Origin of the sequence: Micromonospora sp. WMMD708, assembly GCF_049315245.1 — a bacterium.
Taxonomy (GTDB): domain Bacteria; phylum Actinomycetota; class Actinomycetes; order Mycobacteriales; family Micromonosporaceae; genus Micromonospora; species Micromonospora wenchangensis.
This window is the reverse complement of the sequence record NZ_CP186060.1, coordinates 3,207,104-3,226,874: the sequence shown is the minus strand read 5'-3', so window position 1 is coordinate 3,226,874 and position 19,771 is coordinate 3,207,104. Positions and strand designations below refer to the sequence as shown.

16 protein-coding genes are annotated in these 19,771 nt (G+C 74.2%); 11 read left to right on the top strand and 5 right to left on the bottom strand.

Annotated features, from left to right (window positions below; all coding sequences use genetic code 11):
• The first annotated feature begins 56 nt into the window (after positions 1-56).
• The 8 genes from ACN260_RS14280 to ACN260_RS14245 all read left to right on the top strand — a co-directional run bounded on the left by ACN260_RS14280 (position 57) and on the right by ACN260_RS14245 (position 8,786).
• Positions 57-1,217 carry a CaiB/BaiF CoA transferase family protein gene (locus ACN260_RS14280; RefSeq protein WP_422756427.1) on the top strand — a complete coding sequence of 387 codons (1,161 nt, stop codon included), beginning with the start codon at positions 57-59 and terminating at the stop codon, positions 1,215-1,217.
• A complete protein-coding gene (locus ACN260_RS14275; protein WP_422756426.1) occupies positions 1,199-1,996 on the top strand; it encodes a citryl-CoA lyase in 798 nt (265 codons plus the stop codon). The genes ACN260_RS14280 and ACN260_RS14275 overlap by 19 nt, the downstream gene beginning before the upstream one ends.
• Positions 1,997-2,032: 36 nt before the next feature.
• On the top strand, positions 2,033-2,896 hold the full coding sequence (locus ACN260_RS14270) for an extradiol ring-cleavage dioxygenase (protein ID WP_145920058.1): 864 nt from the start codon (positions 2,033-2,035) through the stop codon (positions 2,894-2,896).
• The gene (locus ACN260_RS14265) at positions 2,893-3,255 is read left to right on the top strand and encodes a hypothetical protein (protein WP_422756425.1); all 363 of its coding nucleotides are present in this window, start codon (positions 2,893-2,895) and stop codon (positions 3,253-3,255) included. The genes ACN260_RS14270 and ACN260_RS14265 overlap by 4 nt, the downstream gene beginning before the upstream one ends.
• Complete coding sequence (locus tag ACN260_RS14260; RefSeq protein WP_422756424.1) at positions 3,255-4,247, top strand: quinone oxidoreductase family protein; 993 nt, start codon at positions 3,255-3,257, stop codon at positions 4,245-4,247. Before ACN260_RS14265 ends, ACN260_RS14260 begins: the two co-directional genes overlap by 1 nt.
• A gap of 86 nt (positions 4,248-4,333) precedes the next feature.
• A complete protein-coding gene (locus ACN260_RS14255; RefSeq protein ID WP_422756423.1) occupies positions 4,334-5,092 on the top strand; it encodes a lytic polysaccharide monooxygenase in 759 nt (252 codons plus the stop codon).
• Between the two features lie 136 nt (positions 5,093-5,228).
• Positions 5,229-5,762, top strand: a complete 534-nt coding sequence (locus ACN260_RS14250) for a DUF305 domain-containing protein (RefSeq protein ID WP_422756422.1) — start codon at positions 5,229-5,231, stop codon at positions 5,760-5,762.
• A gap of 180 nt (positions 5,763-5,942) precedes the next feature.
• A complete protein-coding gene (locus ACN260_RS14245; RefSeq protein WP_422756421.1) occupies positions 5,943-8,786 on the top strand; it encodes an ATP-binding protein in 2,844 nt (947 codons plus the stop codon).
• A 34-nt stretch (positions 8,787-8,820) separates the two neighbouring features.
• On the opposite strand, the gene ACN260_RS14240 is transcribed toward ACN260_RS14245, so the two are convergent.
• From ACN260_RS14240 to ACN260_RS14230, 3 genes are all read right to left on the bottom strand, one after another.
• On the bottom strand, positions 8,821-9,576 hold the full coding sequence (locus ACN260_RS14240) for a MerR family transcriptional regulator (RefSeq protein WP_422756420.1): 756 nt from the start codon (positions 9,574-9,576) through the stop codon (positions 8,821-8,823).
• Between the two features lie 200 nt (positions 9,577-9,776).
• A complete protein-coding gene (locus ACN260_RS14235) occupies positions 9,777-11,228 on the bottom strand; it encodes an ATP-binding protein (protein ID WP_422756419.1) in 1,452 nt (483 codons plus the stop codon).
• Positions 11,225-12,883, bottom strand: coding sequence for an FAD-dependent oxidoreductase (locus tag ACN260_RS14230; RefSeq protein ID WP_422756418.1), 1,659 nt, complete (start codon positions 12,881-12,883; stop codon positions 11,225-11,227). Before ACN260_RS14230 ends, ACN260_RS14235 begins: the two co-directional genes overlap by 4 nt.
• A 314-nt stretch (positions 12,884-13,197) precedes the next feature.
• Between ACN260_RS14230 and ACN260_RS14225 the strand changes: the two genes are divergently transcribed.
• Entirely contained in the window at positions 13,198-13,521 is a 324-nt protein-coding gene (locus tag ACN260_RS14225) for a TraR/DksA family transcriptional regulator (protein ID WP_422756417.1), read from the top strand.
• Between the two features lie 669 nt (positions 13,522-14,190).
• The gene (locus ACN260_RS14220; RefSeq protein ID WP_422756712.1) at positions 14,191-15,117 is read left to right on the top strand and encodes a diacylglycerol kinase family protein; all 927 of its coding nucleotides are present in this window, start codon (positions 14,191-14,193) and stop codon (positions 15,115-15,117) included.
• On the opposite strand, the gene ACN260_RS14215 is transcribed toward ACN260_RS14220, so the two are convergent.
• Together ACN260_RS14215 and ACN260_RS14210 are read right to left on the bottom strand one after the other, a co-directional pair.
• Entirely contained in the window at positions 15,080-15,970 is an 891-nt protein-coding gene (locus ACN260_RS14215; protein WP_422756416.1) for an EamA family transporter, read from the bottom strand. The genes ACN260_RS14220 and ACN260_RS14215 overlap by 38 nt on opposite strands.
• Positions 15,967-16,734 (bottom strand): HAD family hydrolase, encoded by a 768-nt coding sequence (locus ACN260_RS14210; RefSeq protein ID WP_422756415.1) that lies wholly within the window; start codon positions 16,732-16,734, stop codon positions 15,967-15,969. Before ACN260_RS14210 ends, ACN260_RS14215 begins: the two co-directional genes overlap by 4 nt.
• Before the next feature lie 85 nt (positions 16,735-16,819).
• Between ACN260_RS14210 and ACN260_RS14205 the strand changes: the two genes are divergently transcribed.
• The gene (locus ACN260_RS14205) at positions 16,820-19,630 is read left to right on the top strand and encodes a DEAD/DEAH box helicase (protein ID WP_422756414.1); all 2,811 of its coding nucleotides are present in this window, start codon (positions 16,820-16,822) and stop codon (positions 19,628-19,630) included.
• The last annotated feature ends 141 nt before the right edge of the window (positions 19,631-19,771 follow it).

The window sequence follows — 19,771 nt, the reverse complement described above, 5'->3', positions numbered from 1 at the left end:
GGGAAACTGGCCTGGCGGACACTCGTCCGCTAGGCGGTCACAGCGAGGGGTGGGGCATGGTGGAGGAGACACCGAACAGGACCGGGCCGCTGCACGGCGTCGTGGTGGCCGACTTCTCCCGCATCCTCGCCGGGCCGTACGCCACCATGCTGCTGGCCGACCTCGGCGCCGAGGTGATCAAGGTGGAGGGGCCCGGCGGCGACGACACCCGCACCTGGATGCCCCCGGTCCGCGACGGGGTGGCCACCTACTACCTGGGCATCAACCGCAACAAACGGTCCATCGCACTCGACCTCACCGACCCCGACGACCTGGCCGTGGCACACAAGCTGGCCGCCCGCGCCGACGTGCTGATCGAGAACTTCAAGCCCGGCGGGCTACGCCGCTTCGCGCTGGACTACGACACCGTGGCCGCCGGCAACCCCCGGGTGGTCTACGCCTCGATCAGCGGCTTCGGCACCGGCGCGGGTGCCGCCTACCCCGGCTACGACCTGATGGTGCAGGCCATCTCCGGGCTGATGAGCCTCACCGGCGACCCCGACGGCCCGCCCTACCGGGCCGGCATCTCCGTGTTCGACGTGATGGCCGGCCTGCACGCGTCGATCGGCATCCTCGCGGCCCTGCACCACCGGCACGACTCCGGCCGTGGCCAGCACGTCGAGGTCAACCTGCTCTCCTCGGCGCTGTCCGGGCTGGTCAACCACAGCAGCGGCTACGTCGCGGGCGGGGTGGTGCCCTACCGGATGGGCAACGCCCACCCCAGCCTCTTCCCGTACGAGCCGCTGCCCGTCGCCGACGGCGAGCTGATCGTCATCGCCGGCAACGACGGGCAGTTCCGCAAGCTCTGCCAGGTGCTCGACCTGCCGGAACTCGTCGACGACCCCCGGTTCACCCGCAACCAGGACCGCACCGCCAACCGGGAGGAACTGCGCCCGCTGCTGGTCGAGCGGCTGCGCCGGCGCACCCGCGACGAGTGGTTCACCGACCTGATGGCCGCCGGGGTGCCCTGCGCCCCGATCAACACCATCGACGGCGGGGTCGCGCTCGCCGAACGCCTCGGGCTGGACCCGGTGGTCACCGTCGGCGAGGGCGCCGCCGCGGTCCCCGGCATCCGGCACCCGATCACCCTTTCGGACACCCCCGCGCGGTACGGCGCCCCGCCGCCCGCGCTCGACGAACACGGCGAGGAGATCCGCGCGTGGCTGACCGGCAGCTAGACTTCCCGACCTCGATCGGCACCTCCGACCCGACCACCATCCGGCTGCTCGGTCAGGACCTGGCCGGCGACCTGATGGGCCGGGTGGGCTTCGGTGAACTGGCCTTCTGGCTGGTCGCCGGGCGTCGCCCCGGCCCCGGCGAGGTCCGTGTGTTCGAGGCCGTCCTGGTGGCCCTGGCCGACCACGGCTTCACGCCCACCGCGATCGCCGCCCGACTGACGTACCTCAGCGCGCCGGAGGCGTTGCAGGGGGCGATCGCCGCCGGCCTGCTCGGTGGCGGCTCCCGCTTCCTCGGCGTCACCGAGGACTGCGGCCGGTTCCTCGCCGACACCCTCGCCGGTCTTCCCGGGCCGCCCACCGACGACGCCGGCTGGGACGCCGTCGCCCTGGACGCGGTCCGCGCCGCCCGCGCCGACAGGCGTCTGGTGCCGGGGCTCGGCCACCCGGTGCACAAGGAGACCGACCCGCGCACCCCGGTGCTGGTCGCGATCGCCGAGCAGGAGGGGCTGCGCGGTCCGCACCTGCGGCTGTTCGAGGCGATCGGCCGGGTCCACCCGCAGGTGCTCGGCCGTACCCTGCCGCTCAACGGCGCGGGGGTGTGCGGCGCGGCCCTGGCCGACCTCGGCCTGCCCATCGACCTGCTGCGCGGCTTCGCCCTGCTGGCCCGCACCGCCGGCCTGCTCGGCCACCTCGCCGAGGAACGCCGCCGCCCGCTCGGTATGGACATCTACCGCACCGTCGACCGCAACGCCCGGTACGTGCCGGACGACGCCGACTGATCCCCCACTCCACCACCGTCTGCGAGAGGAGCGGCCATGGCCCAGGTCGTCGCGGTCATCGCCTCCACCCACCACCCGTTCTACTACCGCGCCACCACCGCCACCGGCGAGGACCGGCCCCCGTTCGCCGACGAGTGGGCCCGCAAGATCCTCGCGTTCCGGGAGACCCTCACCCGGGCCAGGCCGGACGTGCTGGTGATGGTCGGCTCCGACCACTTCCACCAGCTCTGGCTGGACAACATGCCGCAGTTCCTGGTCGGCAAGGCCCCGTTCTACGACGCCAACTGGTACAACGAGGAACGCGAGTTCGGGCTGCCCCGGATGCTGCTGCGTGGTCAGGAGGACCTGTCGGCCCACGTGCTGCGCGCCGGCCTGGACGCCGGGTTCGACCTGGCCTTCAGCAACGAGCTGCGGATCGACCACAGCATCACCTGCCCGATCATCACGCTGCGGCCCGAGGCGGACCTGCCGATCGTGCCCATCTACACCAACATCTTCGCCCCGCCGCTGCCGCAGCCGAAACGGTTCGTGCAGCTCGGCGCGGCCATCCGGGAGATCGTCGAGAGCTGGCCCAGCCACCTGCGGGTGGCCGTCATCGGCACCGGCCACCTGTCGCTGGAACTGGGCGGGCCCCGCCAGTTCGGCCCGCAGGGCCCCGACCCCGAGTTCGACCGTCGGGCGGTGGAATGGATCGCCAACGGCGACCTCGACGGCTGCCTGTCCGAGGTGACCCTGGACAGCCTGCACGCCCCCGGCAACGCCACCCACGGCTTCATGGACTTCATGCTGATGATGGGCGTGGCCGGCGCGGGCGCCAAGGCCGACCACGTGGACACCCTCGACCTGTTCCACACCATGGAGGCGTACTTCACCTGGTACCCGAACGGAGCGCCGGCATGAGCCGCTACCTGGTCGACAAGTTCCTCTACACCGTCGACCGCGATCCGGAACTGGTCGAGCGCTACCGTACCGACCCGCAGGGCACGGTGGCCTGGTGGGAGGCCGAACGCGCCAACGCCGTCCTCAACTGCCACACCGGCGAGGCGAGCACCTGGCTGCGCTTCACCGACGAGGAGCGCGACGCGCTGGCCAGCCACGACCACGTCCGGCTCTTCGCCCTCGGTGCGCACCCGTTCCTCACCCTGACCCTGTTCATCGCCATGTTCGAACGGGACCACGACGAGCCGATGGCCTACCAGAAGCAGTACGGCCTGCGGCTGGCCCACTTCTCGCTGCCCTATCCCGACATCGCCACCTGATGACCGCCGGATCCGACCCCGCGTCGATGCCCGCCGTCGTCGTCACCGGTCACGGCGCGCCACCCGAGGTGGTCACCCGCCCCCGACCGGTGCCGGCCGACGGCGAGGTGCGGGTACGCGTCACCGCCGCCCCGCTGACCCCGTTGGACCTGCTCTGCGCCTCGGGCACCTCCTACCTGGGCGCACCGGCGCTGCCGTACGTGCCCGGGGTGCAGGGCGTGGGCACCCTCGACGACGGCACCCCGGTCTGGTTCCCCACCCGGGCGGGGATGGCACCGGGCGACGGCGGCCTCGCCGGGTACGCGGTGGTCCCCGCCGCCGACCCGGTCCCGCTGCCGCCGGACGCCGACCACCACCTGGTGGCGGCCCTCGGGCTCTCGGCGGTCGCCGCCTGGGCGGCGTTGACCCTGCGCGGTGGCCTACGCCCGGGGGAGGTGGTGCTGGTGCTCGCCGCCGGTGGCACGGTCGGGCAGGCCGCCGTGCAACTCGCCCGGCTCGCCGGGGCGGGACGGGTGGTCGCCGCCTGCCGTTCCGACGCCGCCGCCTACTCCGCCCGCCGCTGCGGCGCGGACGCGGTGGTCCGGTTCACCGCCACCGACGAACCGGGGACCCTCGCCCGGCGGTTCCGGCAGGCCGCCGACGGCCCGGTGGACCTGGTGCTGGACCCGCTGTTCGGGGTGCCCGCCGTGGCCGCCCTGCGGGCCCTGGCCCCGGGCGGCCGGCTGGTCAACCTCGGTGGGTCGGCCGCGCCGAGCGCGACGATCGACTCGGCGACCCTGCGCGGCGGGTCGCTGCGCCTGTTGGGCTACACCAACAACGAGCTGACCCCCGCCGAACGGGCCACAGCGGTGACACTGGTCGCCGGGCACGCCGCCGCCGGCCGGCTGACCGTCACCCACCAGGTGCGACCCCTGGCCGAGGCGGTCGAGGCCTGGGCCGACCAGCGGGCCGGTACCACCGCCGGTCGTCTCGTCCTGGTGCCTCCGGACTGACCGGCGGCGACGCCGACCGGAAGACGTCTTTACTGTTAACAAACTTTAATTTACCGTGGTGGCAATCCCCCCGTGAGGAGTGCCCCATGCGCCGTACGATCACCGTCCCCCTGGTGGCGACAGGTGCCGTCGTCACCTCCCTGGGTCTCGCCGCGCCCGCCCAGGCCCACGGTTACGTCTCCGCCCCGCCCAGCCGCCAGGCCCTCTGCGCCCAGGGCAAGGTGCCCGACTGCGGGCAGATCCGCTACGAACCACAGAGCGTCGAAGGCGTCAAGGGTCTGCGCAGCTGCAACGCCGGCATCACCCAGTTCGACGTCCTGAACGACGACAACCGGGGCTGGCCGGCCACCCCGGTCGGCAGCACCGTCACCTTCACCTGGGTGAACACCGCCCGGCACGCCACCAGCACCTGGGAGTACTTCATCGGCGGCACCCGGGTCGGCGTCGTCGACGGCGGCGGCCGGCAACCCGACGCCACCGTCTCGCACACCGTCAACCTCGGCGGCTTCACCGGTCGGCAGAAGATCCTCGCCGTCTGGAACATCGCCGACACCGCCAACGCCTTCTACTCCTGCGTGGACGTGCAGATCGGCGGAACCGGCCCCACCCCCACGCCGAGCCCGTCGCCGACCCGGACCCCCACCCCCACACCGACCCGTACCCCCACGCCGACCCTCACCCCCACGCCCGGCCCGACCGCCGGTGGCAGTTGGACGGCCGGCCGCAGCTACCAGGTCAACGACGTGGTCACCTACCAGGCGGTGAGCTACCGGTGCCGGCAGGCGCACACCGCCCTGCCGGGCTGGGAACCGCCGTACGTGCCCGCCCTGTGGACCCGGATCTGACCCGGCCGTCGAGATGCCACCACGTCGACCGGGCGTCACGTCCCCACCCGCCGCCGGCCCCCGACGGGCCGGCGGCGGCCGGCCACCCGCGACCGTCGGCCGGACCACCCGCCGAGGCCGGGGCACCGTGGTCGCCGTGGCGGCCCTGCTGCTCGCCGGATGCGCGCCCACCCCGCCCCCGGCCGCCCCCGTGCCGTCGGGCACCACGACCGTGGTCGACGGCACCGACCTGGCGTTCCTGCACACCATGACCGCCCACCAGGAACGGACCCTGGCCATCGTCCGGGCCGCGCCGCAGCGGGTCCGGGAACCCCGGTTGCGGACCCTCGTCGCGGCGATCGACGCCACCGAGACCGACGAGGTGGCCCAGGCCCGCCGGTGGATCAGTGCCGCCGGCCCGGACACCGGCCACCACCGGCACACCCACCCCGACCCGGGCGACACCGCCGACCCGGTGGCACTGCTGCGTGGCACCCCGGACGCCGGCTACGACGCCGCCCTGGTGGCGGTGCTGGTGCCGCAGCAGCGGCAGGCCGCCGCGCTGGCCCGGGCGCACCTTTCGGTGGCGGTCGCCCCGGCCGTCCGCGACCTGGCCCGGCGCATCGACGAATCCCGTACCGCACAGATCCGACTGATCGCCACGCTGCCGGTCACCCCACCCACCCGCTGACCACCGACCGCCGCGGCCCTGCCCGACGCCACACCGGAAACGGCCGATTCCCCCATCCGTACGGTCAGCTGGCCGAATCGTTCGGTCACCCCCGCGACATCGATGTTCCTCGTGTTTCCGGCCACCGGTATAGTCCCGGCAATCCCCATTGGAGGATCGCAGGGAATACACGTGATCTGCGTGACGGCAGCTGGGCTGGAGGATGCGCTGTCCGGCTCACCATTCGTCGGACGGCGGCCGGAGGTCGCCCGCATCCGCGCCGCCCACGCCGACAGCGTCCGCACCGGCACCCAGGTGGTGTGCGAGGTGGTCGGCGACCCGGGAATCGGCAAGACCCGCCTCGTCCACGCCGCCCTCGACGGCTGCGTCCCGGCCCTGCCCCGGGCCGTCGGCACCTGCGTGGAAGCCGAGCGGGACATCCCGTTCCACGTCTTCCGGCACGCCTTCGGCGCTCCCCACCCCGTAAGCGTCGATCCGCAGCACCCCACCGCCGTGCCCGACGCTCTGCCGACCCGGCCCGCCGTCGCTCCGCTCGACGTACGCCAGTTCCGCACCTACCAACTGGCCCGCCGGCTGCTCACCCTGGCCGCCAGCGACGGGCTGGCCCTCGTCCTGGACGACCTGCACTGGGCCGACACCTCGTCCACCGGGCTCGTCGCCCACCTGCTGCGCTACCCGGTGTCCGCGCCGCTGCTGCTGATCCTGGTCTACCGGCCCCGCCAGCTCGACACCGCGATGCCGTTCGGTCCGCCCGAGACCGGCGTCCCCGGCGGCCGGCGCCGGGAGCGGATCGAACTGGGACCACTCAGCCTCGCCGAAACCGTCGCGCTGTACCCGGACGAGGACCCGGCCGACCTGGGCCGTCGCCACGACCGGGCCGCCGGCAACCCCGGCTACCTCGCCGCGCTGGACGGCGTCGGGTCGGCCGACGGCGACCGGGACCCCCCGCCGGGCACCGGGCTCCGGCTCACCGACCGGGCCGTGGCCACCCTGCGCGCCGAGTGGGCCGGCCTGTCCCCGGTCGACGCGACCTGCCTGCGCGCCGCGGCCGTGCACGGCACACCGTGCGGGGTGGACCTGCTCGCCGAGGTCGCCGGGCTGCCGGCCCGGCAGGTGACCGAGTCCGCCTGGCGCCTGGTCCGCCGGGACCTGTTGCGGGTCGTCCCGACCACGGCACGGTTCACCTTCCGGCACCCGGTGCTACGCGCGGCGGTCGCGCAGGACACCGACCCGGCCTGGCGGGCGGAGGCGCACCACCGGGCGTTGACCGTGCTGCTCGCCCGGCAGGCCCCACCGGCCGAGCGGGCGGCGCAGGCCGAACACCTGCTCGGGCTGCCCCACGGCCGGCCGGTCGAACCCTACGTCGACGTGCTCTGCCGGGCCGCCGAGGAGATCCGCGGCGAAGCCCCGGAGGCGGCCGTCCGCTGGCTGCGTACGGCGTTGCGCGCGGTACGCCCGCCGGCCGGCTCCCCGGACAGCCGGCACGACGTCACCCTGCTGCTGGCCCGGATCACCGGCGAGATGGGCAACCTCGCCGAGAGCCGCAGCCTGCTGCGGGAGGTCGTCCCCGAACTGCCCGTCCACCCGCCCGGCCGCCGGACCGCCGCCGTCGCCCAGTGGGTACGGGTGGAACGCCTGCTCGGCAACTACGCCGAGGCCGCCGCGATCAGCCGCCGGGAACTGGTCGGGACGCCGACGCCGACCGCCGGGGCGTTCCAACTCGCCACCGAACTCGGCGCGATCGGCATCCTGTCCGGTCACCCGGCACCGGTGCCGGGCGGCGCCCCCGACGGCGAGGCCAGCGGCATCGACCGGGCCGGCCTGCTCGCCGTCCGCGGACTCGCCGCCGCCCACGACGGCGAGGTGCGGATCGCCCGGGAACTGCTCGCCGCCGGCACGCCGATCGTCGACGCGCTGCCCGACCGGGACCTGCGCGAACGCCCCGACTGCCTGCTGGCGGTCGGGCTCGCCGAGCTGTTCCTCGAACGTCCCGCCGACGCCACCCGGCACCTCGACCGGGGGATCACCCTGGTCCGGGACGCCCACCGCGACGACGGGCTCTGCCAACTGCTGCTCGGCCGTAGCCAGGTCGCCTACCACCGGGGCCAGCTCGGCACCGTGATCGGATTGACCACCGAGGCCGGCGGCATCGCCCGTCGGATCGGCAGCCGTTCCCTGCTCAGCTTCGCCCTCGCCTTCGAGGCACAGGCCACCGCGTGGCGGGGTGGCCCGCGTGACGACGATCGCGCGGTGGCCCTGGCCCGTACCGCCGTGGAGCTCGCCAACGACCTCGACAGCTGGTCGGGACGGACCGCGGCGACCGCGCTGGCCACCGCGACACTGCTCGCCGGGGATCCCGACACCTGCGTGGAGATGCTCACCGACGCCGGTGGCGACAGCCGGCTGACCCGTCTGCAGGCCTCCCTGCGACCGATGTGGCACGAACTGCTCTGCGCCGCCGCCCTGGCCACCGGGGACCTGCCCGAGGCGTACCGGCGGGCCCGCGCCGCGTTGGCCGCCGCCGACCGGCTCGGCCTGCCCGGTCAGCACGCCTTCGCCGAGTCGGCGTACGGGGAGGTGCTGCTCGCCCGGGGCGAGGTGCTGACGGCGCTGCCGTACCTGCGCACCGCGGCGGACCGGTTCCGGGCCGCCGGCATGACGCTGCGGCACAGCCTCGCCCTGGTCGCCATCGCCCGCGCCTCCGAGGCGGTGGACCAGCACGGCCCCGCCGGCCGGGCCCGCCGCCGGGCAGAGGAACTGGCCGCCCGGTGCGGCACCGAACGGGTCGGCCTGCGACTGGCCCGGCCGGTGCGGGCGCTCGCCGAGACCGCCCTGACCGACCGGGAGTGGCACATCGCGCGGCTGGCCAGCACCGGCGTCACCAACCGGATGATCGGCCGTCAGCTGCACATCAGCCCCCGTACGGTGGAGGCGCACCTGACCCGGATCTACCGCAAGGCGGGCGTGGAGTCCCGCTCCGGTCTGGTCGCCTGGGTGTCCCGGTTCGACGACACCGACCGCTGACCCGGCACCGGCACCGGCACCGGCTCCGGCGACGTCAGCCCTTGTCGGCCAGGACGCCGTCCCCGACGGGCGTCGGCGGTGGACCGTTGGTGTCCAGCAGGCCCGCGATGTGCGCCTCGGCCTGGTGCTCCACCGCCAACCGGAACGCCTCGGTGAGCACGTTGACCACCCCCTGGGTCAGCAGGATCGTCTCCCGGTCCCCGTCGGACCACGACGGCCGGGGCCCGCCGCCACCCAGTTCGGGGGCGAGCGTCAACATCCGGGCGGTGACCTCCGCGACCAGTTCGTCGGCGAGGGGCCGGACGCTGTCGAGCACCTCACTGAGCGCCTGCAACGCCGGCACCGTGCCCATCCGGACCCGGTGCAGGTCCAGGGCGGCACGCAACGGCCGGGGCCGCACCGTGCACACCGTGCCGTCCGGCGCCCGCCCGATCACCCCGTGCCGGGTCAACGCGTGGGTCAACGCGGGCCGTTCGGCAGCCAGCCGTTGCAGCATCGCGGTCAGCCCGTCGGGCGTGTCGTCGCCGCCCCGCACGCCGAGCATCGCCTCGATGGAGACCAGGTTGAAACCCTGCCGTTGCAGGGTCAGGATGGCCTCCAGCCGGCGGACGTGGGAGTCGTCGTAGAGCGCGACCCGCCCCCGGCGCACCGGGGGTGCCAGCAGCCGCCGGGCCTGGTGGGCGCGGATGTTCCGCGCCGACATGCCCACCTTGCGGGCAAGTTCCTCCACGGTGTAGCCGACCGCGGTTCCGGCGCTCGCCGGCCCGGTCGTCACCCGGTCGATGGTCACGGTAGCCTCCGCCTGCGTCGGGGACGGGGTACGGCGACCTGCCGGCCGGTTGCGGCGGACGGCAGACCCCCCGGGGCCGAGCGTATGGCCGGGCCACTCCCGGGCGACAGAAGGGGAACCACTACTTGCCCCCGACGGCGACCAACCATTATCCTCCGTGACCGCGCGATCACGGTGGTCCTGGACGGAACGGTTCGCTGTCAGCGTCCCGGGGCGTCGGTGGCGCGCGCCGGTGCGGTCAACGGCAGCAGCACCCGGAACACGGTGGACCCGGGCACACTGTCCACCCGGATGTCGCCGTGGTGCTTGTTGACCACGATCCGGTACGAGATGTCCAGCCCCAGCCCGGTGCCCTCACCGACGGCCTTGGTGGTGAAGAACGGTTCGAAGATACGCGGCCGGACCGCCTCGGAGATCCCCGGCCCGGTGTCGACGATCTCGACGGTCAGCAGGTCGCCCGACCGACCGGTGCGCAGCGTCAGGGTGCCCTCCGGGCCCATCGCCGACAGCGCGTTGTCGATCAGGTTCGTCCACACCTGGTTCAGTTCGGCCGCGTACGCCGGAATGGGGGGCAGGCCCCGGTCGTACGCCCGGACCACCCGCACCCCCGGCGGGACCTTGGCCTTGAACATGACCAGGGTGGCGTCGAGCAGGTCGTGCACGTCCACCACCTGGTGCGGGGCCCGGTCGAGCTGCGAGTACTGCTTGGCCGCACCGACCAGGGTGGAGATCCGGGTGACCGCGTCGTCGATCTCGGCCATCAACTGCTCGGTGTCCAACGTGTACGACAGCCACCGCACCGCCGACTCCAGGTCCTGCGGGCCGACCACCTCGCGGACCTGCTCCAGCCAGGCGGTGTCCAGGCCGGCGGCGACCAGCGTCGGCGCCAGGTCCCAGCCGGCGGTGACCCGCTGCTCGTCCAGCCAGTCGGCCAACGCGTCCTCGGCGTCGCTGGCCGCCATCGGGGACAGCTGCGGTGCGCGGGCGGCCCGCTTCACCGCCTCCTCCTGCAACTCCACCAGGGTGTGCAGCCGCCGCCCGTCGAGCCGGCCGTCGGCGATCATCGCCAGCTTGTGCCGCATCCCGGCGACCCGGTCGCGCAGCGCCGAGGTGGCCCGGACCGCCGCGCCGGCCGGGTTGTTCAGCTCGTGGGTGAGCCCGGCCGACAGCGAACCCAGGGCGAGCAGCCGTTCCCGCTCGCCGATGATGGTCTGGGTGTCGCGCATCCCGAAGAACAGCCCCTCCAGCAGGTGCATGGCCATCGGGAACCAGGTCCGCACCGCGTGGGCGAACGTCTCGGCGGGCAGCACCAGGAAGTCGGCGTCGGTGACCGCCCGCAGCGTGTTCAGGTAGACCTGGTCGACCTGCCCACCGAGGTACGCCTGGGTGGCCCCGCCGTACACGCCACGCTGGTCGGTACGGGTGACCTCCAGGTCGTCGCCGTGCACCCGCCGGCTCATCGACACCGTGCCGGACAGCAGGGTGAAGAAGCAGGTCGCCTCCTCACCCTCGGCGTAGACCACGGTGCCGGCGGCCCGGTGCTCGACCCGGCCGTGTTCGGCCAGCCAGTCGAGCTGGTCCGGGTCGAGGGCGGCGAACAGGAACAGCTCCCGCAGCTGGTCCGGGGTGAGTCGTTCGTCGGAGTCGCTCACTGTGCCTCCAGATAGCGGTGTACCAGCGAGACGGCCATCGCACCCTCACCTACCGCCGAGGCGACCCGCTTGACCGAGGCGGCCCGCACGTCACCTGCCGCGAACACCCCCGGCAGGCTCGACTCCAGGTGGTACGGGTCGCGGGCGAGGGTCCACCCCGGTGGTTTGCGGCCACCCGCCGTCAGGTCCGGGCCGGCGACGATGAAGCCCCGCCCGTCGCGGACCAGCACCCCGTCCAGCCATTCGGTGCGCGGCTCCGCGCCGATGAAGATGAACAGCCACGAGGCGTCCACCTCGCGGACGTCACCGCTGCGGGTGTCCCGCAGCCGCAGCCGCTCCAGGTGGTCGTCGCCTTCACCGCCGACCACCTCGGTGTGCGGGTGCACCACGATCCGGTCGTTGCGCTCCAGCTGCTGGATCAGGTACGACGACATCGACGCGGTCAGGTCGGCGCCCCGGATCAGCAGGTGCACCCGGCTGGCGTACCGGGAGAAGTGCACCGCGGCCTGGCCGGCGGAGTTGGCCCCGCCGACGATCCAGACGTCCTGGTCGACGCAGCTGGGCGCCTCGGTCGACGCGGCACCGTAGAACACTCCGCGCCCGGTCAGGTCGGCCAGGCCGGGCGCGTCGAGCACCCGGTAGGACACCCCGGTGGCCAGCACCACCGTGTGCGCGGCGATGGTGCTGCCGTCGCCGAAGTGCAGCAGCCGGGCCGTCCCGGCGCTCTCCAGCCCCACCACCTCGCGGGTGCTGAGCAGCTCCGCGCCGAACTTCAGCGCCTGCCGGCGGGCCCGGTCGGTGAGTTGGGCCCCGGAGACCCCGTCGGGGAAACCGAGGTAGTTCTCGATCCGGCTGCTCTGCCCGGCCTGGCCGCCGGTGGCCCGCCGCTCCACCAGCACGGTGCGCAGCCCCTCCGACGCCCCGTAGACGGCGGCGCCGAGCCCGGCCGGCCCGCCACCGACCACCACCAGGTCGTAGAAGTCGGCGGACGGGGCGACGGTGAGCCCGGCCACCGCCGCCAGTTCCGCCTCCGTCGGGGCGACCAGCGCCTTGCCGTCCGGGGTGACCACCAGCGGTACGTCGGTGGCGTCGGCCCCGGCGGCGGCGAGCAGCCGGCCACCCTCCGGGTCGTCGGTGAGCAGCCAGCGGTAGGGCACCAGGTTGCGGGCGAGGAAGTCACGGACCGCGAACGACGGGGCCGACCAGCGGTGCCCGACCACCCGGATCTCGTCGCTGGCCTGGTCGGGGCTGGCCGCCCAGGCCTCCAGCAGGGTGTCCACCACCGGGTAGAGCTTCTCCTCCGGCGGGTGCCACGGCTTGAGCAGGTAGTGGTCGAGGTCGACCACGTTGATCGCGTCGATCGCCGCCTCGGTGTCGGCGTACGCGGTCAGCAGCACCCGGCGGGCGGCGGGGAAGAGGTCCATCGCGGCCTCCAGAAACTGGATGCCGTTCATCTCGGGCATCCGGTAGTCGGCCAGCATCACCGCCACCCGTTCGCCCCGCAGCTTGATCTCCCGCAGCGCCTCCAACCCGCCGGGGCCGGAGTCGGCCCGGACCACCCGGTAGCGGTCGCCGTACCGGCGGCGGATGTCGCGGGCGACCGCCCGGGAGACGGCGGGGTCGTCGTCGATGGTGAGGATCACCGGCTGTGCCATGGTGCCCATGTAAGCACAGCCGTCGGGCCGGGCGTCCGGGCCGCCGACGGTGGCCCGGGGTGGGCGGCCCGACGTGGTTATCCGTTGGTTTTCTCCCGGACACGGCCTATGGTGGGCCGCATGTTCCCGGCCGTCAGCCCCCGCCCGACCGCCACCGGTGTCCCGGTGGCGGTGGTCGTGGTCGGCCGGGGGCGGCCGAGCCCGATCCCCGCCGGGCGTGGCCCACCCGGAGACCGAGCATCCTCCGCAAACGGCCACCCAGGGCGAAGCCAGCAGGCTTCGGCCCTTTTTCTTTTTCCCGAAAGGACCCGTCCATGAGCACCGATCTGCACCATCAGGCCGACCAGCACCGGTTGACCATGCTCCGCCAGAGCCTCACCGACCAGTTCGCGTCGCAGACCGCCCGGTTGACCGAGTTGACCGCCGACACCGGCGACCCGGCCGAGGCGCACACCCGGGGCGCGCTGATCGCCGCCACCCGGCAGAGCCTGGACCACCTGGCCGGCGCGCTGCGCAGGATCGCCGAGGGGAGCTACGGCCGCTGCGAACGCTGCCAGGTGGCGATCCCCGCCGAACGGCTGGAGGTGCTGCCGCAGGCCCGCTTCTGCGTCCCCTGCCAGCAGAAGGCCCACGGCTGACCCGTCCGACCCGACCCGGCGCGGCGGTGGCGTGCGCCACCGTCGGCTCCGGCCGGCGGGGTGGTCGGGCGGAGCCGACGGTGGCGACGGGGAGCGGCCGGCGGGACCCGGACCGGCGGGCGGGGCCGGTGGGTGGTCCGGGTCCTTTCGAGCTGATGACGTCGACGCGTCACCCGCCACGGGATGCCACACTCCGCCACAGGTCATCACACCCGCCGCCGGCGTCACACCTCCGTGCCGGACGATATCGGCCGACCGGTGCCCCGAGCGCCTTGAGTCGGCCGCCGGTCGGGCAGCCTGCCGACCGGCGGCCCCACGGGAACCGTCGGTCGGCAGCGCCGACGCGCGGGCTGCGGGCTGGCCACCGCAGGACCGGGGCACACCGGTGTCGTCGATGCCCAGGGGCGGGGACCCCGCCGCGGTGGTCCCGGCCGGGAGCCGAGTCGTTGTCGTCGTCAGATCGAAAGGACGCGCACCGACCATCCTTGCCCCGTACGGTCGGATGACAGGTGCCAGCGGTGCAGCACCTGCCCTGCGGAGCAGGCCGTAGCTGAGGGGAAACGACGGGCGACCACCCACCTAGCAGCCTAGGATGCCCTAGGGGTGGTGACCCACCCCGACCCATCGAGGGGGATCGGGGTCAACCCGCAGGCCGGTCGGGCCGGTACGGTGCTCGCCGTGACCGCAGACGATCGTCGGACGCCCGGCCCGGTCGCCGTGCTCGCCAACCCCGTCGCTGGCCGGGGTCGGCACCGGGCCCTGCTGCCCCGGGTCCTCGACGGCCTCGCCGCCGCCGGTCACCCGGTGGAACTGCTCACCGCGCGCGGTGCCGGCGGGGCCGAGGCGGCCTGCCACGCGGCGGTCGCCGCCGGGGTGTCCGCGCTGGTCGCGGTCGGTGGCGACGGCACCGTCCACCGGGCCCTACAGGCGGTCGGCGGTACGCCGGTGCCGTTCGCCCCGGTGCCGGTCGGCACCGGCAACGACTTCGCCGCCGACGCGGGGTTCCCGGCCGATCCACTCGCCGCCGTCGCGGTGATCACCGACGCGCTGCGGGCCGGCCGTACCCGTGCGGTCGATCTGGCCCGGATGACCGGCGGCGACGGCACGCAACGGTGGTACGGGGCGGTCCTCGCCGCCGGCTTCGACGCGATCGTCAACGAGCGGGCAAACCGGATGCGCTGGCCGCGCGGCCCCCGCCGGTACGACCTGGCCATCCTCGTCGAGCTGGCCCGGTTGCGCCCGCGCCGCTACACGCTGCGCCTCGACGGCGTCGCGCACGAGATGGACGCGGTGCTGGTGGCGGTGGGCAACGGTGCCCGTTACGGGGGCGGCATGCGGATCTGCCCCGCCGCCGACCTCACCGACGGCCTGCTGGACGTGGTGGTCGGCGGCCGCTTCGACAGGCGCACGCTGATCCGGGTCAAACCGCGCATCTACGCCGGCACCCACGTGACGCATCCGCTGGCGAGCAGCTTCCGGGCCCGCACCGTGGAACTGGCCGCCGAGGGCATCACCACGTACGCCGACGGGGAACGGTCCCTGGACCTGCCGGTGCGGATCAGCGCGGTACCTCGGGCGGTGCGTCTGCTGCGGTGAGCGGCCCCCGGGGGGTGGCGGCGCGGACCGCGCCGATGCTGGCGACTACCACCAGGCCGATCGCCAGCACCTCGACCGGGTGCAGGTCCTGCCCCAGGATCAGCCAGCCGGCGAGCGCGGCGAGCGCCGGACCGAGGCTCATCAGCACGGCGAAGGTCGGGGTGGCCAGCCGGCGCAGGGCCAGCAGTTCCAGCGTGTAGGGCAGCACCGAGGCGAGCAGCGCCAGCCCGGCCCCGAGGGCCAGCACCCCCGGATGCCACAGCCGGGCCCCGGCGTCGGCCAGGCCGAACGGCAGGGACAGCAGCGCGGCCAGGGCCAGGGCGAGGGCCAGCCCGTCGGCCCGGGGGAACCGGCCGCCGACCCGCGCCGAACAGACGATGTACGCGGCCCACAGCGCGCCCGCCGTCAGTGCGAGGCCGACGCCGACGGGGTGCAGCCGGTCGAAGCCGCCCTGGCCCAGCAGCGCCACCCCGGCCAGGGCGAGACCCGCCCAGCACCAGGCCGTCCACCGGCGGGCGGTAAGCACCGACAGGGTGAGCGGCCCGAGTACCTCCAGGGTCACCGCCGGGCCGAGCGGGATACGTTCGATGGCCTGATAGAAGACCGAGTTCATGCCGGCCAGGGCGAGCCCGAACGCGCCCACGGCCAGCCAGTCGGCCCGGTCGTGCCCGCGCAGCCGGGGGCGGCACACCAGGAGCATCAGCACCGCCCCGATGGCCAGCCGCAGGGTGACCGTGCCGGGGACGCCGACCCGGGGGAACAGCAGCGCGGCCACGGCGGAGCCGAAGTGCACCGACAACGCCCCGCCGAGCACCAGCCCGACCGCCGTCGCCCGGCCGGACGAGCCGGTCACGGGGAGGGCAGGGCCAGGTCGAGCACGGTGCCGAGGCCGCTGGGGCGGCCGGGTCCGGCGGCCGGCAGCACCAGCACCCCGCAGCCGGCGGCGACCGCCCCGGCATCGGCCGGGGTGTCGCCGACCATCAGCGTCCGCTCCGGGTCCACCCGTAGCATCCCGCAGGCGCGCAGGAAGATGCCCGGGTCCGGCTTGCACCGCCCGACCTCGTACGACAGGGCGTACGCGTCGACCAGGTCGGCCAGGCCCCAGGCGTCGAAGAGGGGCCGGATGTCGAAGCCGATGTTGCTGACCACCGCCACCGGGATCCCGGCGTCGCGGAGCGCGGTGAGCACCGGCGCGGTGTCCGGGTAGGGCACCCAGCCGTCCGGGGCCAGCACCCGCTCGTAGAGCGCCTCGGCGAAGCCCTCGATCCCGGTGTCGACCGTCTCGGCCAGCCCGGTGTACGCGGCCCGGTGGGCGTGTTCGTAGAGGTCCCGGTCGGCCCAGAGTTCGGCGAGCCGGGGCGGTACCCGGGCCGGCAGCGGGCCGCCGGCCCGGCCGGCGGTGAGCAGCCGGTCGGCAAGCGCCGTGGCCCGCATCCGTTCCAGTTCGACCCCGCACGTCGCGGCGGCGGCGACCACCCAGTCGTGGGCCGGTTCGACCTGGGCGAGGGTGCCGTGGAAGTCGAAGAGCACCGCCTGGACGCGATGACGGGACGCGCCCGCCCGGGTGGCGTGCGTGACGCCCTTCGGGGTCGGGGACGGTTCGGCATGATCCGGCACGTCGTGCACCCTACCGACCCGCTCCGACGGCCGTGCCGGACGGCCTTGGGGGTGGGTGTCGGTGGCACCGATTAATCTTGCTGACATGTCGAGCCCCGCCGAGCGGTACGCCGAGGCCCGTCGCCGGGCTGCCCAGGCCGCCCAGTTCCCGGCCCTGGAAGAGTTCACCCTCGACCTGGGGTTCGATCTCGACGACTTCCAGCGGGAGGCCTGCCAGTCGCTGGAGCGGGGCAGCGGGGTGCTGGTCTGCGCCCCGACCGGGGCGGGCAAGACGGTGGTCGGTGAGTTCGCCGTGCACCTGGCGTTGCGGGGGGTGCCCGGTGCGGCGTCGCCGGGCGGGGACGCGCCACCCGCCGCCCGGCGCAAGTGCTTCTACACCACGCCGATCAAGGCGCTGTCCAACCAGAAGTACCACGACCTGGTGCAGCGTTACGGCGCCACGCAGGTCGGGCTGCTCACCGGCGACAACGCGATCAACGGGGACGCCCCGGTGGTGGTGATGACCACCGAGGTGCTGCGCAACATGCTCTACGCCGGTTCGGCCACCCTGGCCGGCCTGGCCTACGTGGTGATGGACGAGGTGCACTACCTGGCCGACCGGTTCCGGGGCGGGGTCTGGGAAGAGGTGATCATCCACCTGCCGTCCTCGGTCACCCTGGTGTCGCTGTCGGCGACGGTCTCCAACGCCGAGGAGTTCGCCGACTGGTTGGTCACGGTGCGCGGTGAGACGGCGGTGGTGGTCAGCGAGCACCGGCCGGTGCCGTTGTGGCAGCACATGCTGGTCGGCCGCCGGATGTTCGACCTGTTCCACGACGCCGACGCGGCCCGCAAGCACGACGTGCACCCGGAGTTGCTGCGCTACACCCGGGAGCAGACCCGCCGGCTGGAGCTGGGGGAGGGGCGCGGCGCCGGCCCCGGTGGCGGTCGGCGTGGCCCGCGCTGGCGGGGGCCGCTGCGTCCGGACATCGTCGACCGGCTCGACCGGGAGGGGCTGCTCCCGGCGATCCTGTTCATCTTCAGCCGGGCCGGCTGCGCCGCCGCCGTGCAGCAGTGCCTGGCGGCCGGTCTGCGGCTGACCTCGGCGGAGGAACGCGCCGAGATCCGGCGGGTGGTGGAGTCCCGGGTCACCGCGATCCCCGGCGAGGACCTGAGCGTGCTGGGCTACTGGGAGTGGCTCGACGGCCTGGAGCGTGGGCTGGCCGCCCACCACGCCGGGATGCTGCCGGTGTTCAAGGAGGTCGTCGAGGAGTTGTTCGTCCGGGGGCTGGTCAAGGCGGTGTTCGCCACCGAGACCCTGGCCCTGGGCATCAACATGCCGGCCCGGTGCGTGGTGCTGGAGCGGCTGGTCAAGTTCAACGGCGAGGCCCACGTCGATCTCACCCCGGGCGAGTACACGCAGCTCACCGGGCGGGCCGGTCGGCGGGGCATCGACGTGGAGGGGCACGCCGTGGTGGTGTGGTCGCCCGAGACCGATCCCCGGCACGTGGCGGGCCTGGCCTCCACCCGCACCTATCCGCTGCGGTCGAGCTTCCGGCCGTCGTACAACATGGCGGTCAACCTGGTCGGCAGCGTGGGCGCCGAGCCGGCCCGCGCGCTGCTGGAGTCGTCGTTCGCCCAGTTCCAGGCGGACCGGTCGGTGGTCGGGCTGGCCCGCCAGGTGCAGCGCAACACCGAGACCATCGACGCGTACGGCGCGGAGGCGGCCTGTCACCAGGGTGACTTCGACGAGTACTTCGCGCTGCGGGTGGCCATCGCCGACCGGGAGCGGGCCATCGCCCGGCAGGGGCAGACCCAGCGCAAGGCGGCCGCGGTGGCGGCGTTGGAGCGGTTGCGGGTCGGTGACGTGATCCGGGTGCCGTCCGGGCGGCGGGCCGGGCTCGCGGTCGTCCTCGATCCGGCGACCGGGGGGTTCGGTGAGCCCCGGCCGCTGGTGCTCACCCAGGACCGTTGGGCGGGTCGGATCAGTCCCGGTGACTTCACCACCCCGGCCGAGGTGCTGGCCCGCATCCGGGTGCCCAAGCACTTCAACCACCGCTCGCCGGCCGCACGGCGGGATCTCGCCGCCGAGGTCAGCGGTACCGGGCTGGACCGGCACGGTGGCCGGCGGGGTGGCCGGCGGGGTGGCCGGTCCCGGCAGGCCGCCGGTGAGGACCACCGGCTCAGCCAGCTCCGCACCGAGCTGCGGCGGCATCCCTGTCACGCCTGCCCGGAGCGGGAGGACCACGCCCGGTGGGCGGAGCGGCGTCGGCGGCTGGAGAAGGACACCGACGAACTGCGGCAGCGGGTGTCGGGGCGCACCGGCTCGCTGGCCCGGACCTTCGACCGGATCGTGGCCCTGCTGACGGCGCGGGGTTACCTGTCCGCCGACGGTGGGGTGACCGACGCAGGTCGGATGCTGGGCCGGATCTGGACGGAGGCCGACCTGCTGGTCGCCGAGTGTCTGCGGCGGGGCGTCTGGGACGGCCTGTCCCCGGCGGAATTGGCCGCCGCCGTCTCGGTGGTGGTGTTCGAGGCCCGGCGGGACGTCGACGAGCGGGCGTCGCTGCCGCGGGGGCCGGTCGCCGATGCGGTCGACGAGACGCTCAAGCTGTGGAGCGAGATCGAGGCCGACGAGGCGCAGCGGGGCCTGACCGCCACCCGGGAGCCGGATCTCGGGTTCGCCTGGCCGATCTACCGGTGGGCGCGGGGGGAGACCCTGGCCAAGGTGCTCGCCAGCGGGCACCAGTTCGACGGGGAGATGCCGGCCGGGGATTTCGTCCGCTGGGCCCGACAGGTCGCCGACCTGCTCGGTCAACTATCCGACTCCGGTGGGGCGTCGGTCGAGTTGCGGGCTACCGCACGACAGGCGATCGCCGCCGTGAACCGGGGCGTACTCGCCCATTACACCTCCGCCTGATTATCACTTTCGGTCACCGTCGGGCGGTGAATCGACGCATCGGACGGTCACCGTGACGGCACCCCGCGGATTGCCGGGGGGCCGCTGTTGCGCCTGCTCGCAGGCTCCCCGATCATTGCTCGGGCGCGGTCGCCTACGCGC

What these genes read in the sequence shown, in the direction of transcription:
- ACN260_RS14265 (WP_422756425.1), top strand. Translation starts at nt 2,893, where the DNA reads ATGAGCCGCTACCTGGTCGACAAGTTCCTCTACACCGTCGACCGCGAT.
- ACN260_RS14225 (WP_422756417.1), top strand. Translation starts at nt 13,198, where the DNA reads ATGAGCACCGATCTGCACCATCAGGCCGACCAGCACCGGTTGACCATG.
- ACN260_RS14260 (WP_422756424.1), top strand. Translation starts at nt 3,255, where the DNA reads ATGACCGCCGGATCCGACCCCGCGTCGATGCCCGCCGTCGTCGTCACC.
- ACN260_RS14280 (WP_422756427.1), top strand. Translation starts at nt 57, where the DNA reads ATGGTGGAGGAGACACCGAACAGGACCGGGCCGCTGCACGGCGTCGTG.
- ACN260_RS14230 (WP_422756418.1), bottom strand. Translation starts at nt 12,883, where the DNA reads ATGGCACAGCCGGTGATCCTCACCATCGACGACGACCCCGCCGTCTCC.
- ACN260_RS14255 (WP_422756423.1), top strand. Translation starts at nt 4,334, where the DNA reads ATGCGCCGTACGATCACCGTCCCCCTGGTGGCGACAGGTGCCGTCGTC.
- ACN260_RS14270 (WP_145920058.1), top strand. Translation starts at nt 2,033, where the DNA reads ATGGCCCAGGTCGTCGCGGTCATCGCCTCCACCCACCACCCGTTCTAC.
- ACN260_RS14205 (WP_422756414.1), top strand. Translation starts at nt 16,820, where the DNA reads ATGTCGAGCCCCGCCGAGCGGTACGCCGAGGCCCGTCGCCGGGCTGCC.